The sequence below is a fragment of the Pseudomonas caspiana genome (assembly GCF_002158995.1).
In the GTDB taxonomy this organism is placed as follows: Bacteria; Pseudomonadota; Gammaproteobacteria; order Pseudomonadales; family Pseudomonadaceae; genus Aquipseudomonas; species Aquipseudomonas caspiana.
On record NZ_LOHF01000012.1, the window covers coordinates 136,051 to 161,964 of the forward strand.

General features: G+C 56.2%; 23 protein-coding genes. 6 read left to right on the forward strand and 17 right to left on the reverse strand.

Annotation, left to right across the window (positions count from 1 at the left end):
- Positions 1-352: 352 nt before the first annotated feature.
- Entirely contained in the window at positions 353-1,024 is a 672-nt protein-coding gene (gene rnt, locus AUC60_RS15575) for a ribonuclease T (protein ID WP_087269122.1), read from the reverse strand.
- Positions 1,021-2,067, reverse strand: coding sequence for a dihydroorotase (gene pyrC, locus AUC60_RS15580; protein ID WP_087269124.1), 1,047 nt, complete (start codon positions 2,065-2,067; stop codon positions 1,021-1,023). The genes rnt and pyrC overlap by 4 nt, the downstream gene beginning before the upstream one ends.
- Before the next feature lie 146 nt (positions 2,068-2,213).
- Here pyrC and AUC60_RS15585 point away from each other — a divergent pair, with 146 nt between their 5' ends.
- Both AUC60_RS15585 and AUC60_RS15590 read left to right on the forward strand, forming a co-directional pair.
- On the forward strand, positions 2,214-3,119 hold the full coding sequence (locus tag AUC60_RS15585; RefSeq protein ID WP_087269127.1) for a flagellar protein MotY: 906 nt from the start codon (positions 2,214-2,216) through the stop codon (positions 3,117-3,119).
- A 132-nt stretch (positions 3,120-3,251) separates the two neighbouring features.
- A complete protein-coding gene (locus AUC60_RS15590) occupies positions 3,252-4,469 on the forward strand; it encodes an argininosuccinate synthase (RefSeq protein WP_087269130.1) in 1,218 nt (405 codons plus the stop codon).
- 949 nt (positions 4,470-5,418) lie between these two features.
- Here AUC60_RS15590 and AUC60_RS15600 read toward each other — a convergent pair.
- Complete coding sequence (locus AUC60_RS15600; protein ID WP_087269137.1) at positions 5,419-5,946, reverse strand: hypothetical protein; 528 nt, start codon at positions 5,944-5,946, stop codon at positions 5,419-5,421.
- Positions 5,947-7,200: 1,254 nt separating this feature from the next.
- Between AUC60_RS15600 and AUC60_RS15605 the strand changes: the two genes are divergently transcribed.
- Positions 7,201-7,827: a response regulator transcription factor gene (locus tag AUC60_RS15605; RefSeq protein ID WP_087269140.1), complete on the forward strand. Its 627-nt coding sequence runs from the start codon at positions 7,201-7,203 to the stop codon at positions 7,825-7,827.
- Between the two features lie 119 nt (positions 7,828-7,946).
- On the opposite strand, the gene AUC60_RS15610 is transcribed toward AUC60_RS15605, so the two are convergent.
- From AUC60_RS15610 to metG, 4 genes are all read right to left on the reverse strand, one after another.
- Positions 7,947-8,129: a PA3496 family putative envelope integrity protein gene (locus AUC60_RS15610; protein WP_087269143.1), complete on the reverse strand. Its 183-nt coding sequence runs from the start codon at positions 8,127-8,129 to the stop codon at positions 7,947-7,949.
- Positions 8,130-8,235: 106 nt separating this feature from the next.
- Positions 8,236-8,874, reverse strand: coding sequence for an endonuclease III (gene nth, locus AUC60_RS15615; protein ID WP_087269146.1), 639 nt, complete (start codon positions 8,872-8,874; stop codon positions 8,236-8,238).
- Positions 8,871-9,926: an electron transport complex subunit RsxB gene (gene rsxB / locus AUC60_RS15620; protein ID WP_087269235.1), complete on the reverse strand. Its 1,056-nt coding sequence runs from the start codon at positions 9,924-9,926 to the stop codon at positions 8,871-8,873. The genes nth and rsxB overlap by 4 nt, the downstream gene beginning before the upstream one ends.
- Positions 9,927-10,057: 131 nt before the next feature.
- Positions 10,058-12,106, reverse strand: coding sequence for a methionine--tRNA ligase (metG, locus tag AUC60_RS15625; RefSeq protein ID WP_087269149.1), 2,049 nt, complete (start codon positions 12,104-12,106; stop codon positions 10,058-10,060).
- A gap of 318 nt (positions 12,107-12,424) precedes the next feature.
- Between metG and apbC the strand changes: the two genes are divergently transcribed.
- Positions 12,425-13,519 (forward strand): iron-sulfur cluster carrier protein ApbC, encoded by a 1,095-nt coding sequence (gene apbC / locus AUC60_RS15630; protein ID WP_087269152.1) that lies wholly within the window; start codon positions 12,425-12,427, stop codon positions 13,517-13,519.
- Positions 13,520-13,653: 134 nt separating this feature from the next.
- Here the strand turns inward: apbC and AUC60_RS15635 are convergent, their stop codons facing one another.
- Positions 13,654-13,863, reverse strand: coding sequence for a cold-shock protein (locus AUC60_RS15635; RefSeq protein ID WP_002554837.1), 210 nt, complete (start codon positions 13,861-13,863; stop codon positions 13,654-13,656).
- Between the two features lie 309 nt (positions 13,864-14,172).
- On the opposite strand from AUC60_RS15635, the gene dcd reads away from it, so the two are divergent.
- Both dcd and AUC60_RS15645 read left to right on the forward strand, forming a co-directional pair.
- Positions 14,173-14,739 (forward strand): dCTP deaminase, encoded by a 567-nt coding sequence (gene dcd, locus AUC60_RS15640; RefSeq protein ID WP_087269155.1) that lies wholly within the window; start codon positions 14,173-14,175, stop codon positions 14,737-14,739.
- A 120-nt stretch (positions 14,740-14,859) separates the two neighbouring features.
- Positions 14,860-15,078 carry a hypothetical protein gene (locus tag AUC60_RS15645; protein ID WP_087269158.1) on the forward strand — a complete coding sequence of 73 codons (219 nt, stop codon included), beginning with the start codon at positions 14,860-14,862 and terminating at the stop codon, positions 15,076-15,078.
- A 112-nt stretch (positions 15,079-15,190) separates the two neighbouring features.
- Here the strand turns inward: AUC60_RS15645 and pdeM are convergent, their stop codons facing one another.
- From pdeM to AUC60_RS15690, 9 genes are all read right to left on the reverse strand, one after another.
- On the reverse strand, positions 15,191-15,847 hold the full coding sequence (gene pdeM, locus AUC60_RS15650; protein ID WP_087269161.1) for a ligase-associated DNA damage response endonuclease PdeM: 657 nt from the start codon (positions 15,845-15,847) through the stop codon (positions 15,191-15,193).
- Positions 15,844-18,333 carry a ligase-associated DNA damage response DEXH box helicase gene (locus tag AUC60_RS15655; RefSeq protein ID WP_087269165.1) on the reverse strand — a complete coding sequence of 830 codons (2,490 nt, stop codon included), beginning with the start codon at positions 18,331-18,333 and terminating at the stop codon, positions 15,844-15,846. Before AUC60_RS15655 ends, pdeM begins: the two co-directional genes overlap by 4 nt.
- 195 nt (positions 18,334-18,528) lie before the next feature.
- Entirely contained in the window at positions 18,529-19,293 is a 765-nt protein-coding gene (locus tag AUC60_RS15660; RefSeq protein ID WP_027898451.1) for an ABC transporter ATP-binding protein, read from the reverse strand.
- Positions 19,294-19,306: 13 nt separating this feature from the next.
- On the reverse strand, positions 19,307-20,425 hold the full coding sequence (locus tag AUC60_RS15665; protein ID WP_087269168.1) for a succinylglutamate desuccinylase/aspartoacylase family protein: 1,119 nt from the start codon (positions 20,423-20,425) through the stop codon (positions 19,307-19,309).
- Between the two features lie 9 nt (positions 20,426-20,434).
- Entirely contained in the window at positions 20,435-21,145 is a 711-nt protein-coding gene (locus AUC60_RS15670; protein WP_087269171.1) for an ABC transporter permease, read from the reverse strand.
- Complete coding sequence (locus AUC60_RS15675) at positions 21,142-21,870, reverse strand: ABC transporter permease (protein WP_087269174.1); 729 nt, start codon at positions 21,868-21,870, stop codon at positions 21,142-21,144. The genes AUC60_RS15670 and AUC60_RS15675 overlap by 4 nt, the downstream gene beginning before the upstream one ends.
- A gap of 85 nt (positions 21,871-21,955) precedes the next feature.
- Positions 21,956-22,738, reverse strand: a complete 783-nt coding sequence (locus AUC60_RS15680) for a transporter substrate-binding domain-containing protein (protein WP_087269177.1) — start codon at positions 22,736-22,738, stop codon at positions 21,956-21,958.
- A gap of 344 nt (positions 22,739-23,082) precedes the next feature.
- Complete coding sequence (locus AUC60_RS15685; protein ID WP_087269180.1) at positions 23,083-24,798, reverse strand: ATP-dependent DNA ligase; 1,716 nt, start codon at positions 24,796-24,798, stop codon at positions 23,083-23,085.
- Positions 24,795-25,850, reverse strand: a complete 1,056-nt coding sequence (locus AUC60_RS15690; protein ID WP_087269183.1) for a ligase-associated DNA damage response exonuclease — start codon at positions 25,848-25,850, stop codon at positions 24,795-24,797. The genes AUC60_RS15685 and AUC60_RS15690 overlap by 4 nt, the downstream gene beginning before the upstream one ends.
- Positions 25,851-25,914 lie beyond the last annotated feature (64 nt).

Sequence of the window (25,914 nt, forward strand, 5' to 3'; positions counted from 1 at the left end):
TTCTCTCGGGGCCGACGAGTGGTGAAACAACGTCGGGCGGCTGCGCTGAGTGCGTTGGATTTGCGGTACTCCATCCGGCTTCGCGGCTGCCTGTTGAATCACTATCACGGGCAAGCTGTGGCCTTATGCAGCATGATTAGCTATTTGAAATGGAATGATTTCCGTAGGAGCGCACGAGCATCGCGAGGCCGCGATTGCGGTGGGTTCAGGCAGAAAGCTATCGCTGCCTCGCCGTGCTCGTGAGCTCCTACAGAAAACCGTATTTCCTGTAAGAGCCGAGCTTTTTCGCAATGGCGTCGGTCAGTTCAAAGCAAACGTTGCAGTTGGCAAGACCCGTTGCAGGCCCTCGCAATCAATCGCCGAAGTCTTCCCAGCCACCCATCTGTTTCCAGCGGTTGACGATCCCGCAGAACAGTTCAGCGGTCTTTTCGGTGTCGTAACGCGCTGAGTGCGCCTCACGGCCGTCGAAATCGATGCCGGCTGCCTGACAGGCCTTGGCGAGCACGGTCTGGCCATAGGCAAGCCCGGCCAGCGTGGCGGTATCAAAGCTGGAGAACGGGTGGAATGGATTACGTTTCATGTCCAGTCGCGCAACCGCAGCGTTCAGAAAGCCCAGGTCAAAGCTGGCGTTGTGGCCGACCAGCACCGCGCGCTTGCAGCCATTGGCCTTCAACGCCTTGCGAACACCGCGAAAGATATCATTCAGTGCCGTCTCTTCACTGACCGCCATGCGCAGCGGGTGATCGAGTTTGATGCCGGTGAACTCAAGCGCAGCCGCTTCGATGTTGGCGCCTTCAAACGGCTCCACACGGAAAAAGTGCGTGTGCTCCGGGAACACAAAGCCATCTTCGTCCATGCCGATGGTTACTGCTGCGATTTCCAGCAGGGCATCGGTCGCGCAGTTGAAACCACCGGTTTCTACATCGATGACGACAGGCAGGTAGCCGCGAAAGCGGGCGGCCATCGGGTGGCGCGAACCGCCGCCTTGACCTTCCTGGTCGTCGTCGAAATGATCTTCACTCACGCGTGTTTCTCCAGCAGACGCCAGCGCAGTTTTTCACCCGCGCGCAGCGGTATTACGGACAGCTCGCCAAACGGCAGACTGGTGGGCGCGGTCCATTCTTCACGGACCAGCGTAATGGTGTCTTTTGGCAGTGGCAGGCCGTAGAACGCAGGACCGTGCAGGCTGGCGAAGCCTTCCAGCTTGTCCAGTGCATTGCGTTGCTCAAAAGCTTCAGCGTACAACTCGATAGCGGCGTAGGCGGTGTAGCAGCCAGCGCACCCGCACGCATTTTCCTTGGCGTGCTGAGCATGCGGCGCCGAGTCGGTGCCGAGGAAAAACTTCGTGCTGCCACTGGTGGCGGCATCGAGCAGAGCGGTCTGATGCGTGTTGCGCTTGAGGATCGGCAAGCAATAGAAGTGCGGACGTATGCCGCCAACCAGCATGTGATTGCGGTTGTAGAGCAAATGGTGCGCAGTGATCGTCGCGCCAACATTGGCCGATGCCTGATTGACGAACTGTACGGCCTCGCCGGTGGTGATGTGTTCAAACACCACTTTCAGGGTCGGAAAGCGCTCAACCACGCGGGTCAGATGCTCATCAATGAAGATTTTCTCGCGGTCGAACACGTCAATGTCGCTGCGTGTTACTTCGCCATGGACCAGAAGCGGCATGCCGACTTCGGCCATGGCTTCAAGAACCGGAAAAATCTTGTCTATGCTGGTCACGCCCGAGTCGGAGTTGGTGGTCGCTCCGGCGGGATACAACTTCGCGGCATGGACAAAACCGCTGGCCTTGGCCGTCCGGATATCTTCCGGCTGCGTCAGGTCGGTCAGGTAAAGCACCATCAGCGGCTCGAAGCGGCTGCCGGCCGGCCGGGCAGCCAGGATGCGTTGACGATAAGCGTCGGCTTCCTGAGCATTGCGAACGGGCGGTACCAGGTTAGGCATGATGATTGCGCGGCCAAAAGTGCGCGCAACGTCAGCAACGGTGTGGGGCAAAACAGCTCCATCGCGGAGGTGAATGTGCCAGTCGTCGGGACGCAAAAGGGTCAGGAGGTCGGACATTGGGGATTCCAGGCGGGTCAAACTCGCTGGGAATGCTACCGGAAAAGACTCTCTCAGGCACCCGCTATCAAGTTTTGTAGGAAGTTACCGATAGCCCGTTGTAGGAAGTCTTTTTGTTATGCGGTCATTTTTTAGTGGAGCCTCCCGTGCGCCAGCGATATCTAGCCCTGCTCAGCGTGTTCGCCAGCTTCCCGGCCATGGCCATGACTTTCCAGACACGTCTGGAAAGCATCGAATGGAAAGTGGAAGGCGATCAGTTCGAGTGTCGCCTCAGCCAGCCCATCACCGATTTCGGTGCGGGTGAGTTCGTGCGCCGTGCGGGTGAGCAGGCGACATTCCGGATCAAGTCGGCCGGAGGCATGCCGGGCGGCGGCTCGGCGACCCTGTTGGCTGCTGCTGCACCATGGCAGCCTGGGCGCGGTGACATCAACCTGGGTTCAGTCAAAGTCAATAACGGCGAGTTTCCGTTCAGCAGTTCTCAGGTACAAGCGGGTCGGCTGATAAGTGGTCTGATGGAGGGCCGCAGTCCAGTCATCCGCCATTACTCGCGTGATACGTCCGGAACCACAGAAGTGCGTCTGTTACCGGTCAGGTTCAACAAAGCCTTCAGCGACTATCAATTGTGCGTCACCAAGCTGTTGCCGATGAATTACGACCAGGTAAAACAGGGCGAAGTCGGTTTCCCCGGTGGTGGTATTGATCTTGATGCGCAAGCCAAGGCCCGACTGCAGACCATCGTGGCCTATCTCAAGGCCGATCCAACCGTCAATCACATCGAGCTGGATGGGCATTCGGATAACAGCGGTAACCGCCTGACCAATCGAGACCTGTCTCGCCGTCGTGCGCTGGCCGTGATGGATTATCTGAAGGCTCAAGGCATTCCAGAAGAGCAGATCACTCTGCGTTTCCATGGCGAGCGGTATCCGTTGGTGCCTAACACCAACAACGCCAATCGTGCCCGAAACCGCCGGGTGAACGTCCATCTGGAGCGCGTCGCGCCCGAGGACAGGCCAGCTCCTGTCGCCGTAAACTCCGCACCTGCAAGGATCTGACGACGGGTCGCCACTCGTCGCCAGGTCGACATAATCTGTCGCTTCATCGTCAGAAGCTGTCGCGCTACTGTAAATCACGCCATTTGAACGGTAGAATCACCGGTTTTCCGTACAACCCGGTGGAGTAATGGCATGGCGGACGTAAACAAGGTAGTTCTCGCGTATTCCGGTGGCCTGGATACTTCGGTAATCCTCAAGTGGCTGCAAGATACGTATAACTGCGAAGTGGTGACCTTTACCGCTGACCTGGGTCAGGGTGAAGAAGTCGAACCAGCACGCGCCAAGGCAAAAGCCATGGGCGTCAAAGAAATCTACATCGATGACCTGCGCGAAGAATTCGTGCGTGATTTCGTGTTCCCGATGTTCCGCGCCAACACCGTTTACGAAGGCGAGTACCTGCTGGGTACATCTATCGCTCGTCCGCTGATTGCCAAGCGTCTGATCGAAATCGCCAACGAAACCGGCGCTGATGCCATTTCCCACGGCGCTACCGGTAAAGGTAACGATCAGGTTCGCTTCGAACTGGGTGCCTACGCACTCAAGCCTGGTGTGAAAGTGATTGCCCCTTGGCGCGAATGGGACCTGCTGTCCCGTGAGAAGCTGATGGACTACGCCGAGAAGCACGCGATCCCGATCGAACGTCACGGCAAGAAGAAGTCCCCGTACTCCATGGATGCCAACTTGCTTCACATCTCCTATGAAGGCGGCGTGCTGGAAGACACCTGGACTGAGCACGAAGAAGATATGTGGCGTTGGACAGTCTCCCCCGAGAAGGCTCCAGACACCCCACAATATCTCGAGCTGACCTACCGCAATGGCGACATCGTGGCACTGGACGGCGTTGAGATGACGCCTGCCACTGTGTTGGCAACGCTGAACCGTATCGGTGGTGAGCACGGTATTGGCCGTCTGGACATCGTTGAAAACCGTTACGTGGGCATGAAGTCCCGCGGCTGCTACGAGACGCCTGGCGGCACCATCATGCTGCGTGCTCACCGCGCCATTGAGTCGATTACTCTGGACCGCGAAGTCGCTCACCTCAAGGATGAGTTGATGCCCAAGTACGCCAGCCTGATCTACACCGGTTACTGGTGGAGCCCTGAGCGTCTGATGCTGCAACAGATGATCGACGCATCGCAGGCTCATGTGAATGGTGTTGTGCGCTTGAAGCTTTATAAAGGCAACGTGATCGTGACCGGTCGCAAGTCCGATGAGTCGCTGTTCGATGCAAATATCGCGACCTTCGAAGAAGACGGCGGGGCTTACAACCAGGCTGATGCTGCGGGCTTCATCAAGCTCAACGCACTGCGCATGCGGATTGCCGCAAACAAGGGCCGCAAACTGTTCTAACGGCTGGTTCTGAAATGAAGATGCAGCACCTTTTCGGTGCTGCATCCGGGATTAGGTGGTTCCGGCCTGCTTACCGCCTGCATTGCACTTGCATAGCGATCGTCTTCCAGACTCGGTTGATGACACTCTTATCCCTGCCGGGATTGATACACGTCCTTAATTCTTGAAACGATGGATCAGTCCTCCACGATATTCTGTGGCAACCTCAAAAGTTTCATGAGTTTCCTCGGGTTCGACCTCCTCGGTAAACCTGATCTAATTGTATGAATTCAGCGCTTGTGGATCTCCAATAGGCTGCTGCGCACGTCACAATAGTCTCGCAGCTTTGATATCAGTGCCAAGTTATTGAGTGATAGCTACAGCGTCATAAGCTCCTGTAGGTCGCAATGCCGAGTTTTTTGGTTTGGGTATTAATTCAGTATTTGAGTAGTACTGTTTAATGCGTACAGATTTGCGTGGCCGAATAGCGTGTGAGGTCCTTCACTCATCGTTGATCGAGCCGCTGCGAACATTAATATCATTCCGCTACGATGTTCAGATTCGCTTTCTTGCAGTCAGCAGTCTAATTAGCCTGCTGGCTGGATTTAGACTGTTCGCTGGTAGGCTCCGTAGGGGGGTAAAGTACGCGGCTGTTAAAGTTGAGGGTCAGAAAGAATAATATGACCAGTGTCGATGGGAATGCGATAAGAAACCATATATAGATCTGGCGATTTTCATCGTCGAGGTGAGGGAGCACCGTGGTCGCTGATGCTTCACACAGAGCCGCAAACATCGCGATGATGCTGATAGGGTTGATAAGGCGAGGTAATAATTTCATGTCATCCTTCTGCAAATAGATTGTGGTGTTATAGGGTTAATTAAAAAAACAGGGTGGGCATAATCTGTTTATATTGACCTCCCGAGAAAGCAGCCAAGAGCTAACTGGTCTGGTTGGCTGTAATGTTGCTCATCATGACGAAGGTTCGTTTTCGTCCGTCTTGAATTCGAATCGATAGGCTTTTCCTATATTCCATACTTGTCGCACGTTCAAGTCCAGTATCTTGGCGATTTCGGGCGCTGTATATCCCAGGCTGGAGTAATGCATGGCATGCCCTGCAACGACATCGTCTACATCGGACGTGCCAGAGCGATGTCTATTGATCACTTCATTTATCGGGCGACTGAACATGATTTTTACGCCATGTTCAACGGCGAGTTGCTTGATCTCTTTTTTGTTCATTCGTAAAGAATATTGCAGCGCGCTAATGCCTGCGCCTTTTGCCACCAATGCCTTCAGCAGCTCTACCTTTTCGGTATTTCCAGTCATCAGGTGTTCATCATTTGATCTTGCATTGTCTGTATTCAGCGATGATGTTTCCTGTTCATCTCCCGAGACCACTTTAATAATGCCGCCCTGGGCAACGAACTGTTCAACGGCTGCCGCCAGATCCAGACTGTCTGCCTCTTGAGGACGAGCGCCAGAATTTTTATTGTTCATGATATATCCCTTTCCGAACATGGTTGTACACATGGCCAATTCAAGGAGAATCGCCGAGCTCGTGTGGGCGCGTTCAGCGAGAGGCTGGGTTGATCGGTCATGTCATGCTGCCCGAATCCTTTCGGCTCTCTACTGGAGGAGAGTCCATATAAAGCAACACTGTTTTAAGTGGGTCAAAGTGGCATCACTTGTTATGTAATTCTCATGTAATCCTGCGTATCTTTTTGAGTATAGAGTGGGATTTCTTGAAAAAGTAACGACTGGTAATAAAATTTGCAAGTAAAAAAATGTTGGTTACATGGATTGTTTTGTCGATCAACAACTTTTCTTACATGAATTTTTTTTGCGTCTGTTAGTGTTGTAGTACATTTCCTGTTTGCCGGCGGAAGCATGGATTTGTGCAGGAATATAGTATTAGCTTTTGGCGGGGTATCTTTTTGCGTGTAGCCGACTTAGACATCTCGAGCCTTGACGGCGCTTCTCTTAATGCCCTTGCAGGTTTTTGAGTTTTAAAGTTATGTAGTACATACATACCGCAAAAATTTTTAAATCCTTATTTGTGTTTGCTGTGTAGTATAGGAATCTTCCGAAACCCAGGTAGGATTTTTCGCAAAATATATATATTTGCAAAATAGACGTCGCAAAGTGTGTAGTTTTTAAACGTCGTGGGATAGGTGTCGAAAATGCTCAGTGGGTACAAGACCTAGCGTTTAAATCCACGCCGCGCTGAAATGTTGCGTGCTGCGGTGTCTCGACTTCAGGTGCTGGTGTAACGGAGATGTAACAGCGTATTTTGTTTCGTGGAGCGCACTATTAATGCCCCACTACACTGGGTATTCAAGCCGCCAGTATTGTCCGGATGATGGCTAGAGGCTATGCACTCCCGTCCACCAGTCTCTAATTCGGGCTCCACTATCTTCGTTCAGGGTTAACTAAATCGCTGTAGCGTCTATTTATTAGTCCAAAGAGGTATTTGAAAAATGCTTGACCCGATCATAATAATTCAATCGATTGATTCGCTCTGTTTCTGCTCGCTTCCGAAAAGGTCAATTAATTTGTCGCTTTCCGAGTGGATGCTCTTGTGATGGCCTGCACTGTCGCGTCATTTAGACTGAATTTTGTAGGAATATTCTGCTGTAGATGTGGGATTGGTCTTTGGCTGTCTGTCCTAAGGGGGGGGCGCCATGCAAAGCACTAAACGACTAGGCTATTGTGCTTGCTCTGAAACTTCGAATAGCGAAAATTGGACTGCCCATGAATAAAGTGCTGATCGTGGACGATCATCCCGTCATTCGCCTTGCCGTACGCATGTTAATGGAGCGCCATGGCTATGAGGTCATTGCGGAGACGGATAATGGAGTGGATGCCCTGCAACTGGCTCGTGAGCATTTGCCCGATATCGTAATTCTCGACATAGGCATCCCAAAGCTGGACGGCTTGGAGGTCATCGCTCGTTTGTCTGCCATGACTCTGCCGTTCAAAGAGCTGATTCTCACCTCTCAGGCACCCGGTCATTTTTCCATGCGCTGCATGCAAGCCGGGGCAGCGGGTTATGTTTGCAAGCAGCAGGATCTTACTGAACTGTTGAGTGCGATCAAGGCGGTCTTGTCTGGCTACAGCTATTTTCCCAATCAGGCGCTGCACACCGTGCGGTCGAGCATGGGTAATGCCAGCGAAGCGGATATGGTCGATCGTCTCTCAGGGCGTGAAATGATGGTGTTGCAACAGTTGGCCCGAGGCAAAACCAATAAGGAAATTGCAGATGGAATGTTTCTGAGTAACAAGACAGTCAGTACCTACAAGACTCGTCTGCTGCTAAAGCTCAACGCTCATTCACTGGTCGACCTTATAGAGCTGGCTCAGCGTAATGGTCTCGTGTAAGGGCGTACCGATAAGGACTTTGAAGCGTTGGATTGTGTGTCTATCCAGCGCTTTTCGCTAAAGCCTCTCGCCCATGAGAGGCTTTGTGTCATGAGGAACGACGCGAAGGTGAGGGCGGTTCAAAGATCGTAGTCGTAATCAGCCAATTGCCTTTGCAGGCGTCTTTCATCCAGCAGATTGTCGATGGTCCGCCGTTTGCTGAGATTGGTTTTGGCGGGCTCGACAGGTGCGGGCTCCGCGTCATCTGATTCAACTGCAGTGAAATCGTCGTCTACGTCCAATTGCTCTTTGTCGCTGCTCATAAAGTTGACTCCAGACTTAGGCTGTCGTTGGCGCACCTTATAGCGAGTATCTGCGAGCGGGTAAAAAAGATTTTTTCAATCGATCGGTCGTTTAAGTCTCTATCGCTCAATCGTCCGAGGTTTTGTGTTTGTAATCACACAAATCTTCGATCCTGCAACTGCCGCAGCGCGGCTTGCGAGCCTGGCAAACATAGCGGCCGAGCAGAATCAGCCAGTGATGGGCATCCAGTAAGTAATCCTTTGGCACAAACTTCATCAGCTGTTTTTCCACTTCGACTACGTTTTTGCCTGGAGCGATACCGGTGCGATTGCTGACGCGGAAAATATGGGTGTCCACCGCCATTGCTATCTGACGAAAGGCGGTATTGAGCACTACATTGGCGGTCTTGCGGCCAACGCCGGGCAAAGCCTCAAGTGCTTCGCGCGTTTGCGGCACTTCTCCGCCGTGTAACTCCATCAGCATCCGGCAGGTTTCTATAACGTTTTTGGCTTTGCTGTTGTACAGGCCGATGGTTTTTATGTACTCGGACAAACCTTCCACACCGAGCTCGTAGATCGCCTTTGGAGTATTGGCGACAGGATAAAGCCGCGCAGTTGCCTTGTTGACGCTGACATCGGTCGCCTGCGCTGAAAGGATCACGGAGATGAGCAGTTCAAAGGGGGTGGTGTAGGCCAACTCGGTTTTTGGGTCCGGGTTGTCTTCGTGAAGGCGGCGAAAGATTTCCTGGCGTTTTGCAGCATTCATGAACCGAGATTTTCCTTGGGGGCGATGGCTTGCAGGTTGGCCGACAGACTCCGCTCTGCGGCCTCAAGCGCCTGTTCGGCATGTTGAAGCTCAGTCGTCAGGCTCGCGATCTGCTCTGAAGAGGCCTCACTCGTTTGTGCTTTTTTCAATGCGGCGCGGGCCATAGCCAGTTGGATTTTTGCACGTTTGACGCCGCTGTTGTCCACCCGCGGCATCGTTATCGTGATTGGGCCGGGTTGCGCGGATTGAAGGCTGTTAAGGGCTTGTTCGGCCGTTTCGTATTCTTGCTGCAATTGAACCAGACGTGCTGCCTGTTCAGCGATGGGAGGGTGACCGAACGCTTTCAGGGATTTATTAAGCTGGGCTCTGCTCATTGCTACGTCGATGCGGGCCTTTTTCAATGCTTCGTCATCGACGGCAGAGCTGTGCGCACTTGAGCGCTCCACTGTTGATTGTGTGGGTGAGCGAGGGGCTTCAGGCGCTGCTGTGGCCCTTTGCGCTCGGGCGAGGCGTTCGGTGTGTCGACGCTCCTCTTCGCTACGAAGCCGAGCGTTGCGGGACTCGAAGCGATGTCTCGCCTGGTTGCGCTTTCGGCTGCGATCCTGCTGCTGCTGCGCAGTGAAAGCGAGCCCGCTGACGATTGGGGTTACGGCAGGGGGCAACGGCAGCAGGTCAATGCAGTCCACCGGGCAGGGCGCTACACACAGGTCACAACCAGTGCATTCATCGACGATGACGGTATGCATGAATTTCGCCGCGCCGACGATGGCGTCGACCGGACAAGCCTGAATGCACTTGGTGCAACCGATACATTCAGCCTCACGAATAAACGCGACTTGTGCCGGCGCGCAACCCCGCTCCGGATCAACGTCCAAGGCTGGCACGCCGAGCAAACGCGACAGAGCTGCAACGGTCTCGGTGCCGCCCGGTGGGCATTTATTGATTGCCTCGCCCTCGGCGATTCCCTCTGCATAGGGCTTGCAGCCAGGATGTCCGCATTTTCCGCATTGGGTCTGGGGGAGCAGGGCGTCGATGCTTTGGATGAGGTTCATGGTTTTGCCGAATAGGCGAACGGGCAGTGAGCAATGAAATAGGTAAACACTCTCCAGCGAGAGTTCAGCTTCTGCAAACAGCACAAACCCGATAACAGCGGTTCAGGCTGTTATCGGGCATGTCTCAAGCCTTACTTGATGCGCTGGCCTGGTTTGGCGCCGCTATCAGGGCTAAGCAGATAGATTTCTTCACCGCCGGGGCCGGCAGCCATCACCATACCTTCCGATATGCCGAAGCGCATTTTTCGCGGTTTCAGGTTGGCGATCATCATCGTCAAACGACCTTCCAGCTCGGACGGATTCGGGTAGGCACTTTTGATGCCTGAGAATACGTTGCGCTGCTCATCACCGATATCCAGGGTCAGACGCAGCAATTTATCTGCGCCTTCAACATGTTCGGCTTTGAGGATCAGCGCGACTCGTAGATCCACGGCTGCAAACGTATCGAAATCGATCTCTGCGGACAAAGGATCCTTGGCGAGCTCGCCATTACCCTCGGGCGCGGCGCCGGTATCAGTGGTGCTGGCCGTCAGGTCTTCTTTCGAAGCTGCAGTCATCGCTTCAACCTTCGCCGGGTCGATGCGGTTCATCAGTGCCTGGAACGGGTTGAGCTGGTGATTGCTCAGCAGCGTCTTGTGGTCATCCCAGGTCAGTGGCGCAACGTTGAGGAATTTCTCGGCGTCGGCAGCCAGCAACGGCAATACCGGCTTGAGGAAAATCACCAGTTGTCGGAACAGGTTGATGCCCAGCGCGCAAACCGCTTGTACTTCATCCTGTTTGCCTTCTTGTTTAGCCAGCGACCAAGGGGCCTTGTCGGCGATGTAGGCGTTGGCGCGATCCGCCAGCCCCATGATTTCGCGCATGGCTCGGGCGAAATCACGTGCTTCGTAGGCTTCTGCAATGCCAGGTGCGGCAGCGAGGAATGCGTCCGTCAGTTCCGGAGCAGCATTTTCTGCCACCATGACGCCGCCATTGCCCTTGTGGATAAAGCCCGCGCAACGGCTGGCAATATTGACGACTTTGCCAATCAGGTCGGAGTTGACCTTCTGCACGAAGTCATCGAGGTTCAGGTCCAGGTCATCGACGCCTTTACCGAGCTTGGCTGCGTAGTAATAACGCAGGTACTCCGGCGACAACTGATCCAGGTATGTACGGGCCTTGATGAACGTGCCGCGCGATTTCGACATCTTCTGGCCGTTGACGGTCAGGTAGCCGTGTACGTTGATGCCGGTTGGCTTGCGCAGGCCGGCACCTTCGAGCATTGCTGGCCAGAACAGGGCGTGGAAATTGACGATGTCTTTGCCGATGAAGTGATACAGCTCGGTCGTCGAATCCTTGGCCCAGAACGCATCGAAGTCCAGATCCGGGCGGCGTGCGCACAGGTTCTTGAAGCTGGCCATGTAGCCGACAGGAGCGTCCAGCCAAACATAGAAGTACTTGCCCGGTTCGTCCGGGATTTCGAAACCGAAATACGGCGCGTCACGGGAGATGTCCCACTGTTGCAAGCCGGAATCCAGCCATTCGGCGATTTTGTTTGCTACGGCATCCTGCAGGGTGCCGCTGCGCGTCCAGCTTTTGAGCATGGCGTCAAAGGCTGGCAGGTCGAAGAAGAAATGCTTCGAGTCTTTCAGGACTGGCGTGGCGCCGGAAATCGCCGATTTCGGGTCCTTCAGATCGGTGGGGGCGTAAGTCGCACCGCACTTTTCGCAGTTATCGCCGTACTGATCCTCAGTGCCGCATTTCGGGCAGGTGCCCTTGATGAAGCGGTCGGCCAGGAACATTTTCTTTTCCGGGTCGAAGTACTGGGTAATCGAGCGGGTGGCGATATGCCCGGCATCGCGCAGGCGGGTGTAGATCATGCTCGACAGCTCGCGGTTTTCATCCGAGTGCGTCGAGTGGAAATTATCGAAGTCCACCAAGAAGTCACTGAAGTCGGCGCTGTGTTCAGCCTTGACGTTGTCGATCAGTTGTTCCGGAGTGATGCCTTCCTTTTCTGCGCGCAGCATGATTGCCGAGCCGTGAGCGTCGTCCGCGCAGACATAAATGCATTGGTTGCCGCGGTGCTTCTGGAAGCGCACCCACATATCGGTCTGGATGTACTCAAGCATATGGCCAAGATGGATCGAACCATTGGCATAGGGCAGGGCGCTGGTAACGAGGATCTTGCGTGGCTCGGACATGGGGCTCGGCTACTTGAAGTGAAACGGAGGTCGGCCACTATAAAGGTCTGAGGGATTTTTTTCACCCCGTGCTGACTGTAGGAATGTGCGTGCCTAATCGTTGAGCATTGACTGTAGGAGCGCGCTTGCCCGCGATTGCGGTAGTTCATTCAAAAAATTATCGCCGGGTCTGACGCTATCGCGGGCAAGCGCGCTCCTACGGGGCCTGTGATTGTTGCGCGACGGTAAATGCCTTGATTCCAGCGAAACCATGCCTCGAGGTGACAGAAGGGGTAGGATAGCCGCCTGTTTTAGTCAGTCTTTATTCGGGAGTAGCCCATGAGCGCTGTTAATCGCGCAGCGGTGGAAGCCGTTCTTCGCCAATATACCGACCCTTATTTGAATCTGGATCCCGTTACTGCCGGATGCGTGCGTGCCATTGAGATTCACGGCGAGCGCGTCAGTGTGCAGCTTGAGCTGGGTTATGCAGCAGGGCTGTTCAAGAGCGGCTGGGCGCAGATGCTGCAAATTGCTATTGAAGGTCTGGACGGTGTGACTTCGGCCAAGGTGGATATCGCTTGTGTCATCGAGCCGCACAAGGCCCAAGGGCAAATCCCAGGCTTGGCTAATGTGAAGAACATTGTTGCCGTAGCGTCTGGTAAAGGTGGTGTAGGCAAATCCACTACGGCGGCGAATCTGGCGCTGGCGCTGGCTCGTGAAGGTGCTCGGGTTGGTATTCTCGATGCGGATATCTATGGTCCGAGTCAGGGTGTGATGTTTGGCATCGCCGAAGGCACACGTCCGAAAATCAAGGATCAGAAATGGTTCGTGCCGATCGAGGCTCACGGTGTTGAAGTGATGTCCATGGCCTTTCTGACCGATGACAACACGCCGATGGTATGGCGCGGTCCTATGGTTTCCGGTGCGTTGCTGCAGTTGATTACGCAAACGGCGTGGAATGATCTGGATTATCTGGTGATTGATATGCCGCCAGGCACTGGCGATATTCAACTGACACTGGCGCAGAAAGTTCCGGTTGCAGGTGCTGTGATCGTCACCACGCCTCAGGATCTTGCACTGCTGGACGCGAAGAAAGGCGTCGAAATGTTCCGCAAGGTCAATATTCCGGTGCTGGGTGTCGTCGAAAACATGGCAGTGCACATCTGCTCGAACTGCGGCCACGCGGAGCATCTGTTTGGTGAAGGCGGTGGTGAGAAGCTTGCTTCGCAGTACGACGTAGAACTGCTGGCTTCGCTGCCGCTGTCGATGCTGATTCGCGAGCAGGCCGATGGTGGCAGGCCGACGGTGATTGCCGAGCCGGAAAGTCAGATCGCGATGGTCTATCAGGAACTGGCGCGGCATGTAGGGGCGCGAATTGTGCTGCAAGAAGCGGCCAGCCCGGCGATGCCGAGTATTTCCGTCAGCGACGATTGAGTCTGGATCTGTAGGAGCAACTGTCGAAGGAAGGTCATCTTCGCAACCTTCGGCAGCTCTTACAGGAGCACTACTTTTTTACAGCCATAAAAAAACCCCGCCGAAGCGGGGTTCTTTAAGCGAATAAGTACAAGTTAGATAACTTGAACTTCTTCAGCTTGCATGCCTTTCTGACCGCGGGTAGCGATGAAAGAGACCTGCTGGCCTTCTTTCAGGCTTTTGAAGCCGTCAGATTGGATAGCTTTGAAGTGCACGAACAGGTCGTCACCGGATTGTGGAGTGATGAAGCCGAAGCCTTTTTCATCGTTGAACCACTTAACGGTACCAGTTTGGCGATTAGACATGGTGTATCTCCTTGGACAAAGTTAACTGCGACTCAGGAAAAACCCTGGCCGAGACTGAGTGCAAAGAGCAGGAAAAATTCTTGGAGATGGTTGGATCGAAATTCAACATCGTGTAGAGATTCTCAGTGACACAAGCAACACAGTGACGCCACCTTAACGCTTTTTTTTGAACGTGCCAACCGTCAATTGAGGATTATTTCGATTAGTGTGCAAAGCATCTGTCGGCGGGCTTGCGCAGGCTTTGAACCCTGCGCCTTGGCCCGGTAAGATGCCGGACATCTTTTTTCACCCAGCTATCAGGACATCGCCATGAGCATCAAATCGGACAAGTGGATTCGCCGCATGGCGCAGGAGCACGGCATGATCGAGCCCTTCGTCGAGCGTCAGGTGCGTGGCGAGGGTGCCAACCGCCTTATCTCTTACGGCGTGTCCAGCTACGGCTACGATGTGCGCTGCGCGGATGAATTCAAGGTTTTCACCAACATCAATTCCGCGACCGTTGATCCCAAGAACTTCGACGAGGGAAGCTTTGTAGACGTCAAAAGCGACGTTTGCATCATCCCGCCAAACTCGTTCGCTCTGGCTCGCACCGTCGAATATTTCCGTATCCCGCGCAATGTTTTGACCATCTGTCTGGGTAAAAGCACCTATGCCCGCTGCGGCATCATCGTCAACGTGACCCCGCTTGAGCCGGAATGGGAAGGTCATGTGACGCTGGAGTTCTCCAACACCACCACATTGCCAGCGAAAATCTACGCCAACGAAGGTGTGGCCCAGATGCTGTTCCTTGAGTCCGACGAAGAGTGCGAAGTGTCTTACAAAGATCGCGGCGGCAAGTACCAAGGTCAGCGCGGCGTCACCCTGCCGCGCGCTTAACTGATATTTATTACCGTTCAGCCTGGCGAAATTGAATTAGTCCTCATTTCGGCACTCTATTGACTGAATCCCTCCTTCTCGCGCCATGTGGGCAGGGGGATAACGCTCAGGAGTGCCTTTATGAAGAGACAATCGAATGCCAGCGCCCAAGGGCCTGACCCGCGAGAGAATCATGTGGGTCTGCTCGCCTTGTCGCTACTCGCCTATCCGCAGCTCAACATGGTTGGCGGCGGTATCCCTGGCCAGCCAGGGCCAGATGGGCCGGGAGACATTCCCGAACCTACCGAGCCTGGTAGCCCAACCGTTCCAGACGAGCCACCACCGGCTCCGGTTGCCTGAATTCCACGACCGCTCTGCTGGCGCATTCACTGGCCGGCAGCGTTGTGTCTGTCGTTTTGGTCTGATGGCGATTCAGTGTTGATTCGAGCCGATAATGGTCCGTTGAATCGTTTCAGCTGATAGCCCATACCGCGCCATCTCCCACTACGTAAATCCTGCTGTCCCCTTCACGTTCTACGTTGTAGCCGCCGGTAAAAGCACCGAAAGCGGGCAGCAGGCTTGTGCGTTCATTGAGATAAAAACAGGCCAGCCGTAGCCGCTGACGGCCGCGTCCTTGCAGGTGATAGACTGGATGAACATGCCCGGCCAGCACATGATGGGTCGGGTGGGGATGGGGTTCGTGCTGTAGTGCAAAGGGCCCCAATAGCAGAGGTTCCGGCACGGTTTCTATCATCAGGTCCGAGGGCGGATCGCCCGCGTGTTTATCGTGGTTGCCCCGTATCAGCGTGATTGCCAGCGTCGGATACTTCGATCGCCACTCGCTGAGGGCCTGTAGCGTTGAGAGCGTGCGCGACTGCTTCGCATGCAGGAAGTCGCCGAGGAAGATCAGCCGATCACAGGCATAGCTCTGCAGCAGATCATTCAGGCGCTGCAAATTGTTTTGCGTCGTGCCGTGTGGGACCGGCTGCCCAAGCGCGCGAAAAGCTGCTGCTTTACCGAAATGCACATCGGCGATCAGCAGGGCCCGATATTCGGGGTAGTAAATCGCTTTTTCAGCCAGCAACCAAAGCTCAGCGCTTGCCAGATTTACCGGGACGTGAGGGTTCATGTGGCCTCAGGGCCTGCTGCTTTTTCCAGGTCGCGTACCATTCGGGCGATCCGGTCTGCGAGTTTTTCCGAGCTCAGACTTTCGCGCATACGCTCCACCAGCAGCGGAAAAGCCATCGGGGTAGCGCGTTTGATGAGGTGTAAATCCAGCGTACGTTGATTGATGCGTTGCAAGGTGTGCTCCAGTCTCGCGACGTCCAGCTCCTGACGCAGAACTTCCTCCTGCGCCTGTGTAAGCAGCAGGTTGCCTGCGTCGTATTGTTTGAAGACCTCAAAAAACAATCCACTCGACGCTTGTAATTGCCGGTTGCTCTTTGGCGCACCCGGATATCCGGAGAATACCAGCCCGGCAATACGGGCGATTTCCCTGAAGCGTCGTAGCGCCAGCTCACCGGCATTAAGGCTGGCCATGATGTCGTTCATCAGGTGTTCCTCACTGAACAGCTCGGCACTCAGTTGCGTCTGCCAATCCACCTCGGTGGCACTGAGCAGCTCAAAACCATAGTCGTTGACCGCGATGGAGAAGGTCAGAGGGGCGTGGCGGCTCAACCGCCACGCCAGCAGGCTTGCCAGCCCCAGATGTACATGGCGACCGGCAAAGGGGTAGAGAAACAGGTGCCAACCCTCGCGGGACTTCATGACTTCTGCCAGTAGTGTCTTCTCCTGAGGCAGGGCTGACCATTGCCGCTGGATCTCAAGCAAGGGTTTGACGGCCTGCATTTCCGGGCTTTTGAATTCTCCGTGAGCGGCTGCGTCGAACTTCGTCACCACCGCATCGGCCAGTTCGCTTGAGAGTGGCATCCGCCCGCCATTCCAGCGTGGCACTGCAGCCTTTTTGCTGGTCGCTCTTTTCACGTAAGCCGTCATGTTTTCCACGCGAACCAGTTCGAGCAGTCGTCCACCAAACAGAAAACCATCGCCGGGTTTGAGGCGCGCAATGAAGCCTTCCTCAACGCTGCCCAGCGAGCCACCGCCGCCGCCTTTTTTCCAGTACTTCACGTTGATGCTGGCATCGCTGACGATGGTGCCAATGCCCATGCGGTGACGTCTGGCCAGGCGAGCGTCCGGCACCCGCCAGACGCCGTTTTCGTCAGGCTCGACGCGGCGATAGTCCGGATAGGCCGTCAGCGAGTGACCGCCATGACGAACGAAGGCCAATGCCCACTGCCACTCTTCATCGGTCAGCTCCTGATAAGCCCACGCAGTACGCACTTCACGCAACAGGGCGTCCGGATCGAAGCCGCCACCCAGCGCCATGCTGACCAAATGCTGGACCAGCACGTCGAGAGGCTTGTGTGGTGACTCTCTGGGCTCGATCATTCGTGCCGCTACGGCGTCATGGGCTGCGGCGGCCTCAACCAGTTCCAGGCTATGCGTTGGCACCAGCGTCACCCGCGACGGGCGGCCTGGTGCATGGCCTGAGCGCCCGGCGCGTTGCATGAGACGTGCGACGCCTTTGGGCGAGCCGATTTGCAGTACACGCTCGACGGGCAGAAAGTCCACGCCCAAATCGAGGCTCGAGGTGCACACCACCGCTTTAAGCTGGCCTTCCTTCAGGGCGCGCTCGACCCAGTCGCGCACTTCCCGCGCCAGTGAGCCGTGGTGCAGGGCGATCAGCCCGGCCCAGTCGGGACGCGCTTCCAGCAAGGCCTGATACCAGACCTCCGATTGCGCACGAGTATTGGTGAACACCAGGCAACTGGCGCTGCTGTCCACTTCAGCCAGTACTTGCGGCAGCATCCGCAGACCCATATGTCCGGCCCACGGGAAACGCTCGATGGACGGCGGCAACAGGGTATCGACGCGTAGCTCTTTAGTGATCTTGCCTTGCACACTGACGCCGCCTTCGCCGACCAGCACTTCCTGAGCGTGCTGTTGATTGCCGAGCGTCGCGGACACGCCCCACACAATCAGATCCGGATTCCATTGGCGCAAGCGGGCCAGCGCGAGTTGCAGCTGGACGCCGCGTTTGTTACCGATCAGTTCATGCCATTCATCCACGACCACCATTTTCAGGGTCGAGAAGGTGCTTTGAGCATCGGCGCGGGTTTGCAGCAGAGTCAGGCTTTCGGGGGTGGTAATCAGCGCAGTCGGCAATCGACGCCCTTGTCGGGCGCGCTCGCTGCTGCTGGTATCGCCGGTACGCAAGCCCACGCTCCAAGGGATATCCAGATCCACGAGCGGCGCTTCAAGCGCTCGGGCAGTGTCGGCGGCCAGTGCGCGCATTGGGGTTATCCACAACACGCTGAGCGGTGTAGCGGGCGGTTTGCGCTTGCGTGGTTTTCCTTCCGTGGTCGGTTTGGCGGATTGTGCGAACCGGTTCAGCGCAGCGAACCACACTGCGTAGGTTTTACCCGAGCCTGTGCTGGCGTGCAGCAACCCGGATTGTCCTTGCTTGACGGCCGACCAGACCTCTTTTTGAAAAGGAAAAGGCTTCCAGCTGCGTTCCGAAAACCATCGCTGAGCGAAATCGGTAGGTCTGCTCATGCGTCGCTGTGTGCTCTGAAAGGGGGTATTTCAGAGACAGCGCAGATGGGGGATTAGTTGTGTTGGAAACTTGCAATGGTCTTGTAGGAGCTCACGAGTACCGCGAGGCAGCGATAGCGGTGTATCGGACAGGACGCCATCACTGCCTCGCGGTGCTCGTCAGTTCCTACAAAAATGTGCTTCCCTGATAGGGCGTTATTTCAAATTCCCACTCAAGAACTGCTGCAGCCGCTCGCTTTTCGGATTGCCCAGTACTTCATCCGGGTGTCCGGACTCTTCGATCTGGCCTTGGTGCAGGAACACGATCTGGTTGGCGACTTTGCGGGCGAAGCTCATTTCGTGGGTCACCATGATCATGGTCCGGCCTTCTTCAGCCAGACCCTGAATCACTTTGAGCACTTCACCGACCAGTTCCGGGTCGAGCGCCGAGGTCGGCTCGTCAAACAGCATGATTTCCGGCTCCATCGCCAACGCACGGGCAATGGCTACGCGCTGCTGCTGACCGCCGGAAAGAAACGCCGGATATTGATCAGCAACACGTTCAGGCAAGCCAACCTTGTCCAGGTACTTGCGGGCGCGGGCTTCGGCTTCTTCTTTCGAAACACCCAACACACGGCGCGGTGCCATGGTGATGTTTTCCAGCACGGTCATGTGCGCCCACAGGTTGAAATGCTGGAACACCATGGCCAGACGGGTGCGGATGCTTTGCAGCTCGTCCGGGTCGGCGACGCGCATGTGGCCTCTGTCGCTCACCATGCGGACTTGCTTGCCGTCCAGGCTCATGGCGCCGTCGTTGGGCTGTTCGAGGAAGTTGATGCAGCGCAGGAACGTGCTTTTGCCGGAGCCACTGGCGCCGATCAGGCAGATGACATCGCCGCTGCTGGCTTTGAGCGAAACACCTTTGAGTACTTTGTTATCGCCGTAGCTTTTATGCAGGCCATCGATGGTCAGTTTGTACATGACAAGCAAGTCCTCAAGGAGAAAGTAGGTAGCCGCTACGGTAGGCTTCGGTGCCTGCGACGTGAGCGATGACCATGCCGGCGGTGGCCATGCGGCGTAACGAGCGCGCATAGAGCAGGCCGGAATTGAGCGTGTGGATCGGCATGACGGCGTCGCTGATCGGGTCGATGACTTCTGCGATCAACTGGCCCGCCTCGACGTATTCGCCGGGTTGGGCACAAAACACCAGCAGCCCGCCGACCGGCGTAGCGACGGGTTCAACCGCCGCCAGTGGCGTGGCTGGATAGAGCAATTCGGGGGCGAGTGCGACTTCGCCGCCAATGGCGCCGAAGTGAATCAGGTAATTGATCACTGCCTGGCAGTCACGGCTGGCCAGGGCGTGATTCACATCGCCCTGGCCGCGCAGCTCCAGGGTCACGGAAAAGCTGCCCATGGGAATCGCAAAGCGATCACCAAAGCGCTGTTGCAACTGCCACCAGACCAGCGTGAAGCATTCATCGAACGACTGGCCGCCGGAGTCAGTCGCCAGCAGGCTGGCCTGAGCGCCGAGGTAGCGCGAGAGCATTTCCACCTGTGGCCAGGCTTCAGGCGTGGTGTACAGGTGTTCGACGGATTCGAAGTCGCAATGCAGGTCCAGAACCATGTCGGCATCACAGGCAAGACGTTGCAAGGTCAGGCGTTGCGATTGCAGTTGGGTCGATGCGATCTGCGCTTCAAGCGCTTTGCTCAGGCTGCGGCGGATCAGCCGGATGTTGTGCTGCGGATCATCGTTCAGCTGTGTTTCAACTTCATCGCCCACTTGCGCGCCGAGGTCGACAAACCAGCGGTTGAAGTTTTGTCCGCTTTCCAGCTCGTAGCGGCCTAGCGGGACGTCCATCAGGACCTGTTCCAGACCGATGGGATTGGCCACCGGCACGACGACGATTTCACCGAGCAGCAAGCCAGCGTTTTCCAGCTCACTCAGGCGTTGCTTGAGGTACCAGGCAACCAGCATGCCCGGTAGCTCGTCGGCATGCAGCGAGGCCTGGATATAGACCTTGCAGACGCCGTCTTTCGGGCCGTAGTGAAAGCTGTGGATATGCCGCGCAGTGCCTGGCACCGGCGCGAGCAGATCGTGGGTGTCATGACGCATGGGCAGGTCCTAGTGAGACGGGCCGAGAAAGGCCAGCCAGCGGCGTTCGGCAAGGCGGAACAGGCCGACCAGGATGAACGTGACGCACAGGTAAATAATCGCGGCGATACCGAACGACTGGAACGTCATGAAGGTGGCCGAGTTGGCGTCCCGTGCGACTTTGAGAATGTCCGGCACGGTGGCGGTGAAGGCCACAGTGGTCGAGTGCAGCATCAGAATCACTTCGTTGCTGTAGAACGGCAATGAGCGACGCAGGGCCGACGGCATGATCACGTAAGCGTAAAGCTTCCAGCCGGTCAGACCGTAGGCTTTGGCGGCTTCGACTTCGCCGTGGTTCATGCTGCGAATCGAGCCTGCGAAAATCTCGGTGGTGTACGCGCACGTATTAAGGGCGAACGCCAGGATCGTGCAGTTCATCGCATCGCGAAAGAACGAATCGAGAATCGGCTGCGCGCGTACGGCTTCGAGGCTGTAGATACCGGTGTAGCAAATCAACAGCTGTATATAGAGGGGCGTGCCGCGAAACAGATAGGTGTAGAACTGCACCGGCCAACGAACCCAGCAATTGCTGGATACTCGAGCGATAGACAGCGGGATCGAGACCAGAAAGCCGATGGCGATCGACGCGCTGAGCAGCCACATGGTCATGGCAAGGCCGGTGATGTGCACGCCGTCGCTATAAAGGAAGGGGCGCCAGTATTCCTGAAGCAGTTCGATCATCGTTGAGCCTCCCGGCTGCCTGCGGAATACCGCCGTTCAGCCCAACGCAGGGCAAAGTTCGAAGCGCTGGTGATCAGCAGGTAAATCAATGCAGCGAGGACCAGGAAATAAAACAGTTGGTAGGTGCTTTTGCCGGCGTCCTGTGCGGCTTTGACCAGATCGGCCAGACCGATGATCGACACCAGCGCAGTAGCCTTGAGCAGCACTTGCCAGTTGTTACCGATACCCGGCAGGGCGAAACGCATCATCTGCGGGAACACCACATAGCGAAACCGCTGGGCGCGACTGAGGCCGTAAGCGGTGGCGGCTTCGACCTGTCCACGTGGCACGGAAAGGATCGCGCCACGGAAGGTTTCGGTGAAGTAAGCGCCATAGATAAAGCCGAGGGTGATCACGCCTGCGCTGAAAGGATCAATTTCGATGTAGTCCCATTCCATTGCGTCGGTCAGCTGACTCAGCCAGGTTTGCAGGCTGTAGAAGATCAGCAACATCAACACAAGGTCGGGAACGCCACGGATCAGCGTGGTGTAGAGCTGTGCCGGCATCCGCACGATGGCGGCGCCCGACAGTTTTGCACTGGCGCCGATCAGTCCGAGCACAATGCTCACGAACAGCGACAGCAGCGATAATTTAACGGTCATCCACGTCCCTTCAAGCAGCAGGGGGCCGAAGCCTTTGAGGCTGAAGGTGGAGAGTCCGAGGGTTTGCAGCAGCGTATCGAACATGGGTAAAGCCTTTAACGGTCAATAAAACAAAACGCCCATGGAAATCGGCGGTGGATGATCGCCGAAATCCATGGGCGTCGGGGTGTTATTTACCGCTATACAGATTCAGATCGCCGAAGTGCTTCTTCTGGATCTCGGCATATTTGCCGTCGTCGTGTAACGCTTTGATACCTTTATCCAGCAGAGCCTTGAGCTCTTTGTTACCTTTCGCGATACCGATCGCGGTTTTGGAAGGCAACAATTCGCTGTCGATTGGCTGGCTGACTTCGTAATCGGCACCTTGTGGCGACTTCAGGAAGCCCAGCTCGGCTTGCAGCATGTCCTGAATGGACGCATCAAGACGACCGGAAACCAGGTCGGCGTAAACCTGATCCTGGTTGGCGTAGGCCTGGGTTTTCACGCCAGCCTTGTCCAGCACGGCTTTGGCGTAGGCTTCCTGAATGGTGCCTTGCTCGTAGCCCACGGTTTTGCCTTTCAGGCTTGCCGGGTCAGCCGTCAGGCCTGCACCTTTTTTGAACACCAGGGAAGTCGGGCCGGAAAACAGCTCGTTGGAGAAGTCGATGACTTTTTCACGCGCCGGAGTAACGGTCATCGACGAGATCACGCCGTCGAATTTACGGGCTTTCAGGCCTGGAATCATGCCGTCGAAATCGCTTTCAACCCATTTGCATTTAACTTTCAGCTCGGCGCAGATAGCGTTGCCCAGGTCGATGTCGAAGCCTACCAGGCTGCCGTCAGCGGCTTTTGATTCGAAAGGTGCATAAGAAGGATCAACGCCAAAACGCAGTTCCTTGTATTCCTTGGCCATTGCATTGCCTGCGGCGAGACAAACAGCCAATGCAGAAAGGGTCAGCCATGCTTTTTTCATCGTTCAGTCCTTAAAACCAAATTGAGCGTTGGGAACACGCGAGGCTTGCTACCGGCGGGTGCCAGACCACAGAAGATAGCAATTTCCGAACCAAAGATACGAACGTGCGTTTTAAATGTACGGAGTTGTCGCAATGTTGACTGCCAGTGTTGCGCCATCACTTCGTTTTGATTTGAAACCCAATCCTGTGGGAGCAGAGCTTGGTCTGGGCGGCATTCCAACGATAAGGACACTGCGATCGACCTGCAATGCGCGGTGCACTTATCTCAAGCAAGCTCTGCTCCCACAATTATCGCTCCAACAAGGTGCGTCAATATTAGCGCGACCCAAAAAAGGGCGGCATCCTACCCCAGCAAGTCCTGTAACGTCGACAAGCTATCGGCCTCGGCCACTGATTTATCCTGCCGCCAGCGCAACATGCGGGGAAAACGCACCGCAATCCCGCTTTTGTGGCGTTTTGACAGCGCAATGCCTTCGAAGCCCAGTTCGAACACCAGGCTTGGCGTCACACTGCTGACCGGGCCGAATTTCTCGACGGTGGTCTTGCGCACAATGGCGTCGACCTTGCGCATTTCCTCGTCGGTCAGGCCTGAATAGGCTTTGGCGAAGGGCACTAATGTGCGCTCGCTTTGTTCAGGCGGGCCGTCCCACACTGCGAACGTGTAGTCGCTGTACAGGCTGGCGCGCCGGCCGTGCCCGCGCTGGGCGTAGATCAACACCGCATCGACGCTGAACGGATCAACTTTCCATTTCCACCAGACGCCCATGTCTTTGGTGCGACCGACGCCATACAGAGAGTCCCGGGATTTGAGCATCATGCCTTCCACGCCCAGGCTGCGAGAGGCTTCACGCTGGACACTCAAGTCCTGCCAGTCTTTGCCATTGATGACCGGGGAGGGCAGCAGCACAGGGCTTTTGCAGGTTTCAATGACCTTTTCCAATTGGCTGCGTCGCTCATGTTGCGGGCGGCTGCGCCAGTCATGCTCCTGCCATTCCAGCAGGTCGTAGGCGAGCACCACGACGGGGACTTCTTCGAGGATTTTCTTGCCCAGGGTTTTACGGCCGATGCGCTGCTGCAGGAGCGCGAAAGGCTGGACGGATGGCTGGGTTGGTGCGGCGTCTGGCGGCGATTCAGTACTGAGTGAAAATTCCGCGCTGTCAGTTGATGCGAGCTCTGCCGTCTTCCAGACGACTATTTCACCGTCGATGACTGTCCCGTCGGGCAGGCTCTGCACCAGACTGTGCAATTCCGGGAAGCGATCGGTTACCAGCTCTTCACCGCGAGACCAGATCCACAAGCGACCTTCGCGTTTGACCAGTTGTGCGCGAATCCCGTCCCACTTCCACTCAACTTGCCAGTTTTCCGCTGGCCCCAGCAAACTTTCGAACTGATCCACCGGCTGCTGCAAGGCGTGGGCGAGGAAAAACGGATAAGGCTGACCGCCGCGCTGGGCGTGCTCGTCATCCGATTCAGCTGCGATCAGTTTAAGGAAACCTTCGGCGCTGGGCCGGTGAGACAAGTCCGTGTAACCCACCAAGCGTTGCGCCACGCGTTTGCTATCGATATCGGCCATGGCGGCGAGGGCGCGAGTGACCAACAGTTTTGAGACGCCGACCCGGAAGCTGCCAGTGATCAGCTTGATGCAGACCATCAGGCTGACCCGGTCCAACTGCCCCCAGAATATCGGCAGGCGCTCGGCCAGTTCTTCTGGAGGCAAGCCCCGCAAAGGCAGGAGCTTGTCTTCCATCCAGACGGCCAGACCTTCGTCAGAGTCGTGTTCGGCCTTAGGCAATAGCAGCGCCAGAGTTTCTGCCAGGTCACCGACGGCCTGATAGCTTTCTTCGAACAGCCATTCCGGCAGCTTGCCCAGGGTCATGGCTTGTTCGCGCAACAGTTTGGTGGGCACCAGTTGGCGCGGGCGTCCGCCGGAGAGGAAATACACTGCCCACGCAGCATCCTGCGGTGGCACCTTCGCGAAATAGTCGCGCATGGCGGCCAGCTTGGCGTTACTTGAGGTGGTGGCGTCGAGTCGGGAATACAGCTCGGCAAAGGCTTTCATGCCGAGGCCTCGGTTGATTCTTCAGGTTTGGTTTCTTCCGGTTTTGTTTCCGCCGTTGTCGAGTCTTCCTCATCGCCATATTCGGTGACGAAGCCCTGGGCATCGAGTCCGGACTCGCGCAGGTAACGCACCAGCACTGCTACTGAACCGTGGGTCACCATGACGCGCTCGGCACCCGTCTGCTCGATTGCCCATAGCAGGCCTGGCCAATCGGCGTGATCGGATAGCACAAAGCCGCGATCCACGCCGCGTCGTCTGCGTGTGCCGCGCAGCATCATCCAGCCACTGGCGAATGCATCACTGAATTCGCCAAAGCGTTTCATCCAGGTGCTGCCGCCTGCTGAGGGAGGTGCGAGGATCAGCGCCTGACGCAGGGCCGGATCGGTTTTCTTGAAATCGCCGGCGTATTGGGTCTCGGGAATTCGCACGCCGGCTTCACGGTAAACCCGGTTCAAGGGCTCGACCGCACCATGAACCAGTATCGGCCCGATCTCAGGGTCGATGCCGTGCAGAATGCGCTGGGCCTTGCCGAAGGAATAGGCGAATAGCACGCTGGCCTTGCCGACCGCAGCGTTGGCCCGCCACCAGTCGTTGATTCCAGCGAAAATCTGCGACTGCGGCTGCCAGCGATAGATCGGCAGGCCGAAGGTCGATTCGGTGATAAAGGTGTGGCAGCGCACCGGCTCGAACGGTTCGCAGGTGCCATCCGGCTCGACTTTGTAATCACCGGACGCCACCCAGACTTGGCCTTTGTACTCCAGCCGGACCTGCGCCGAACCCAGCACGTGTCCGGCTGGATGAAGGCTCAGTTTTACGCCGTGGTGCAACAGGGTTTCGCCGTACGCCAGGGTTTGCAGGTTGATGTCCTGCCCCAGTCGCGAACGAAGAATGCCTTCGCCCGGCGCTGCGGCCAGGTAGTGTTCATTGCCGGTTCGCGCATGATCACCGTGGGCGTGAGTAATGACCGAGCGCTCCACAGGGCGCCACGGGTCAATGTAGAAATCTCCGGGCGGGCAATACAAACCTTCGGGACGCGCGATAACAAGATCCATGGAGTAACCGACTGGATGGGCTTGTTAGTTATGAGGGCGGGGCGGGGGAGGAAGTTCGAAGAAC

Coding starts and splice junctions, on each gene's coding strand:
- AUC60_RS15670 (WP_087269171.1), bottom strand. CDS start 21,145: ATGATCGAACTGCTTCAGGAATACTGGCGCCCCTTCCTTTATAGCGAC.
- nth (WP_087269146.1), bottom strand. CDS start 8,874: ATGAATGCTGCAAAACGCCAGGAAATCTTTCGCCGCCTTCACGAAGAC.
- AUC60_RS15600 (WP_087269137.1), bottom strand. CDS start 5,946: ATGAACAATAAAAATTCTGGCGCTCGTCCTCAAGAGGCAGACAGTCTG.
- AUC60_RS15685 (WP_087269180.1), bottom strand. CDS start 24,798: ATGAAAGCCTTTGCCGAGCTGTATTCCCGACTCGACGCCACCACCTCA.
- AUC60_RS15605 (WP_087269140.1), top strand. CDS start 7,201: ATGAATAAAGTGCTGATCGTGGACGATCATCCCGTCATTCGCCTTGCC.
- AUC60_RS15680 (WP_087269177.1), bottom strand. CDS start 22,738: ATGAAAAAAGCATGGCTGACCCTTTCTGCATTGGCTGTTTGTCTCGCC.
- metG (WP_087269149.1), bottom strand. CDS start 12,106: ATGTCCGAGCCACGCAAGATCCTCGTTACCAGCGCCCTGCCCTATGCC.
- AUC60_RS15675 (WP_087269174.1), bottom strand. CDS start 21,870: ATGTTCGATACGCTGCTGCAAACCCTCGGACTCTCCACCTTCAGCCTC.
- apbC (WP_087269152.1), top strand. CDS start 12,425: ATGAGCGCTGTTAATCGCGCAGCGGTGGAAGCCGTTCTTCGCCAATAT.
- AUC60_RS15590 (WP_087269130.1), top strand. CDS start 3,252: ATGGCGGACGTAAACAAGGTAGTTCTCGCGTATTCCGGTGGCCTGGAT.
- AUC60_RS15660 (WP_027898451.1), bottom strand. CDS start 19,293: ATGTACAAACTGACCATCGATGGCCTGCATAAAAGCTACGGCGATAAC.
- pyrC (WP_087269124.1), bottom strand. CDS start 2,067: ATGTCCGACCTCCTGACCCTTTTGCGTCCCGACGACTGGCACATTCAC.
- AUC60_RS15635 (WP_002554837.1), bottom strand. CDS start 13,863: ATGTCTAATCGCCAAACTGGTACCGTTAAGTGGTTCAACGATGAAAAA.
- AUC60_RS15645 (WP_087269158.1), top strand. CDS start 14,860: ATGAAGAGACAATCGAATGCCAGCGCCCAAGGGCCTGACCCGCGAGAG.
- AUC60_RS15665 (WP_087269168.1), bottom strand. CDS start 20,425: ATGCGTCATGACACCCACGATCTGCTCGCGCCGGTGCCAGGCACTGCG.
- AUC60_RS15655 (WP_087269165.1), bottom strand. CDS start 18,333: ATGAGCAGACCTACCGATTTCGCTCAGCGATGGTTTTCGGAACGCAGC.
- rsxB (WP_087269235.1), bottom strand. CDS start 9,926: ATGAACCTCATCCAAAGCATCGACGCCCTGCTCCCCCAGACCCAATGC.
- AUC60_RS15690 (WP_087269183.1), bottom strand. CDS start 25,850: ATGGATCTTGTTATCGCGCGTCCCGAAGGTTTGTATTGCCCGCCCGGA.
- dcd (WP_087269155.1), top strand. CDS start 14,173: ATGAGCATCAAATCGGACAAGTGGATTCGCCGCATGGCGCAGGAGCAC.
- pdeM (WP_087269161.1), bottom strand. CDS start 15,847: ATGAACCCTCACGTCCCGGTAAATCTGGCAAGCGCTGAGCTTTGGTTG.
- AUC60_RS15610 (WP_087269143.1), bottom strand. CDS start 8,129: ATGAGCAGCGACAAAGAGCAATTGGACGTAGACGACGATTTCACTGCA.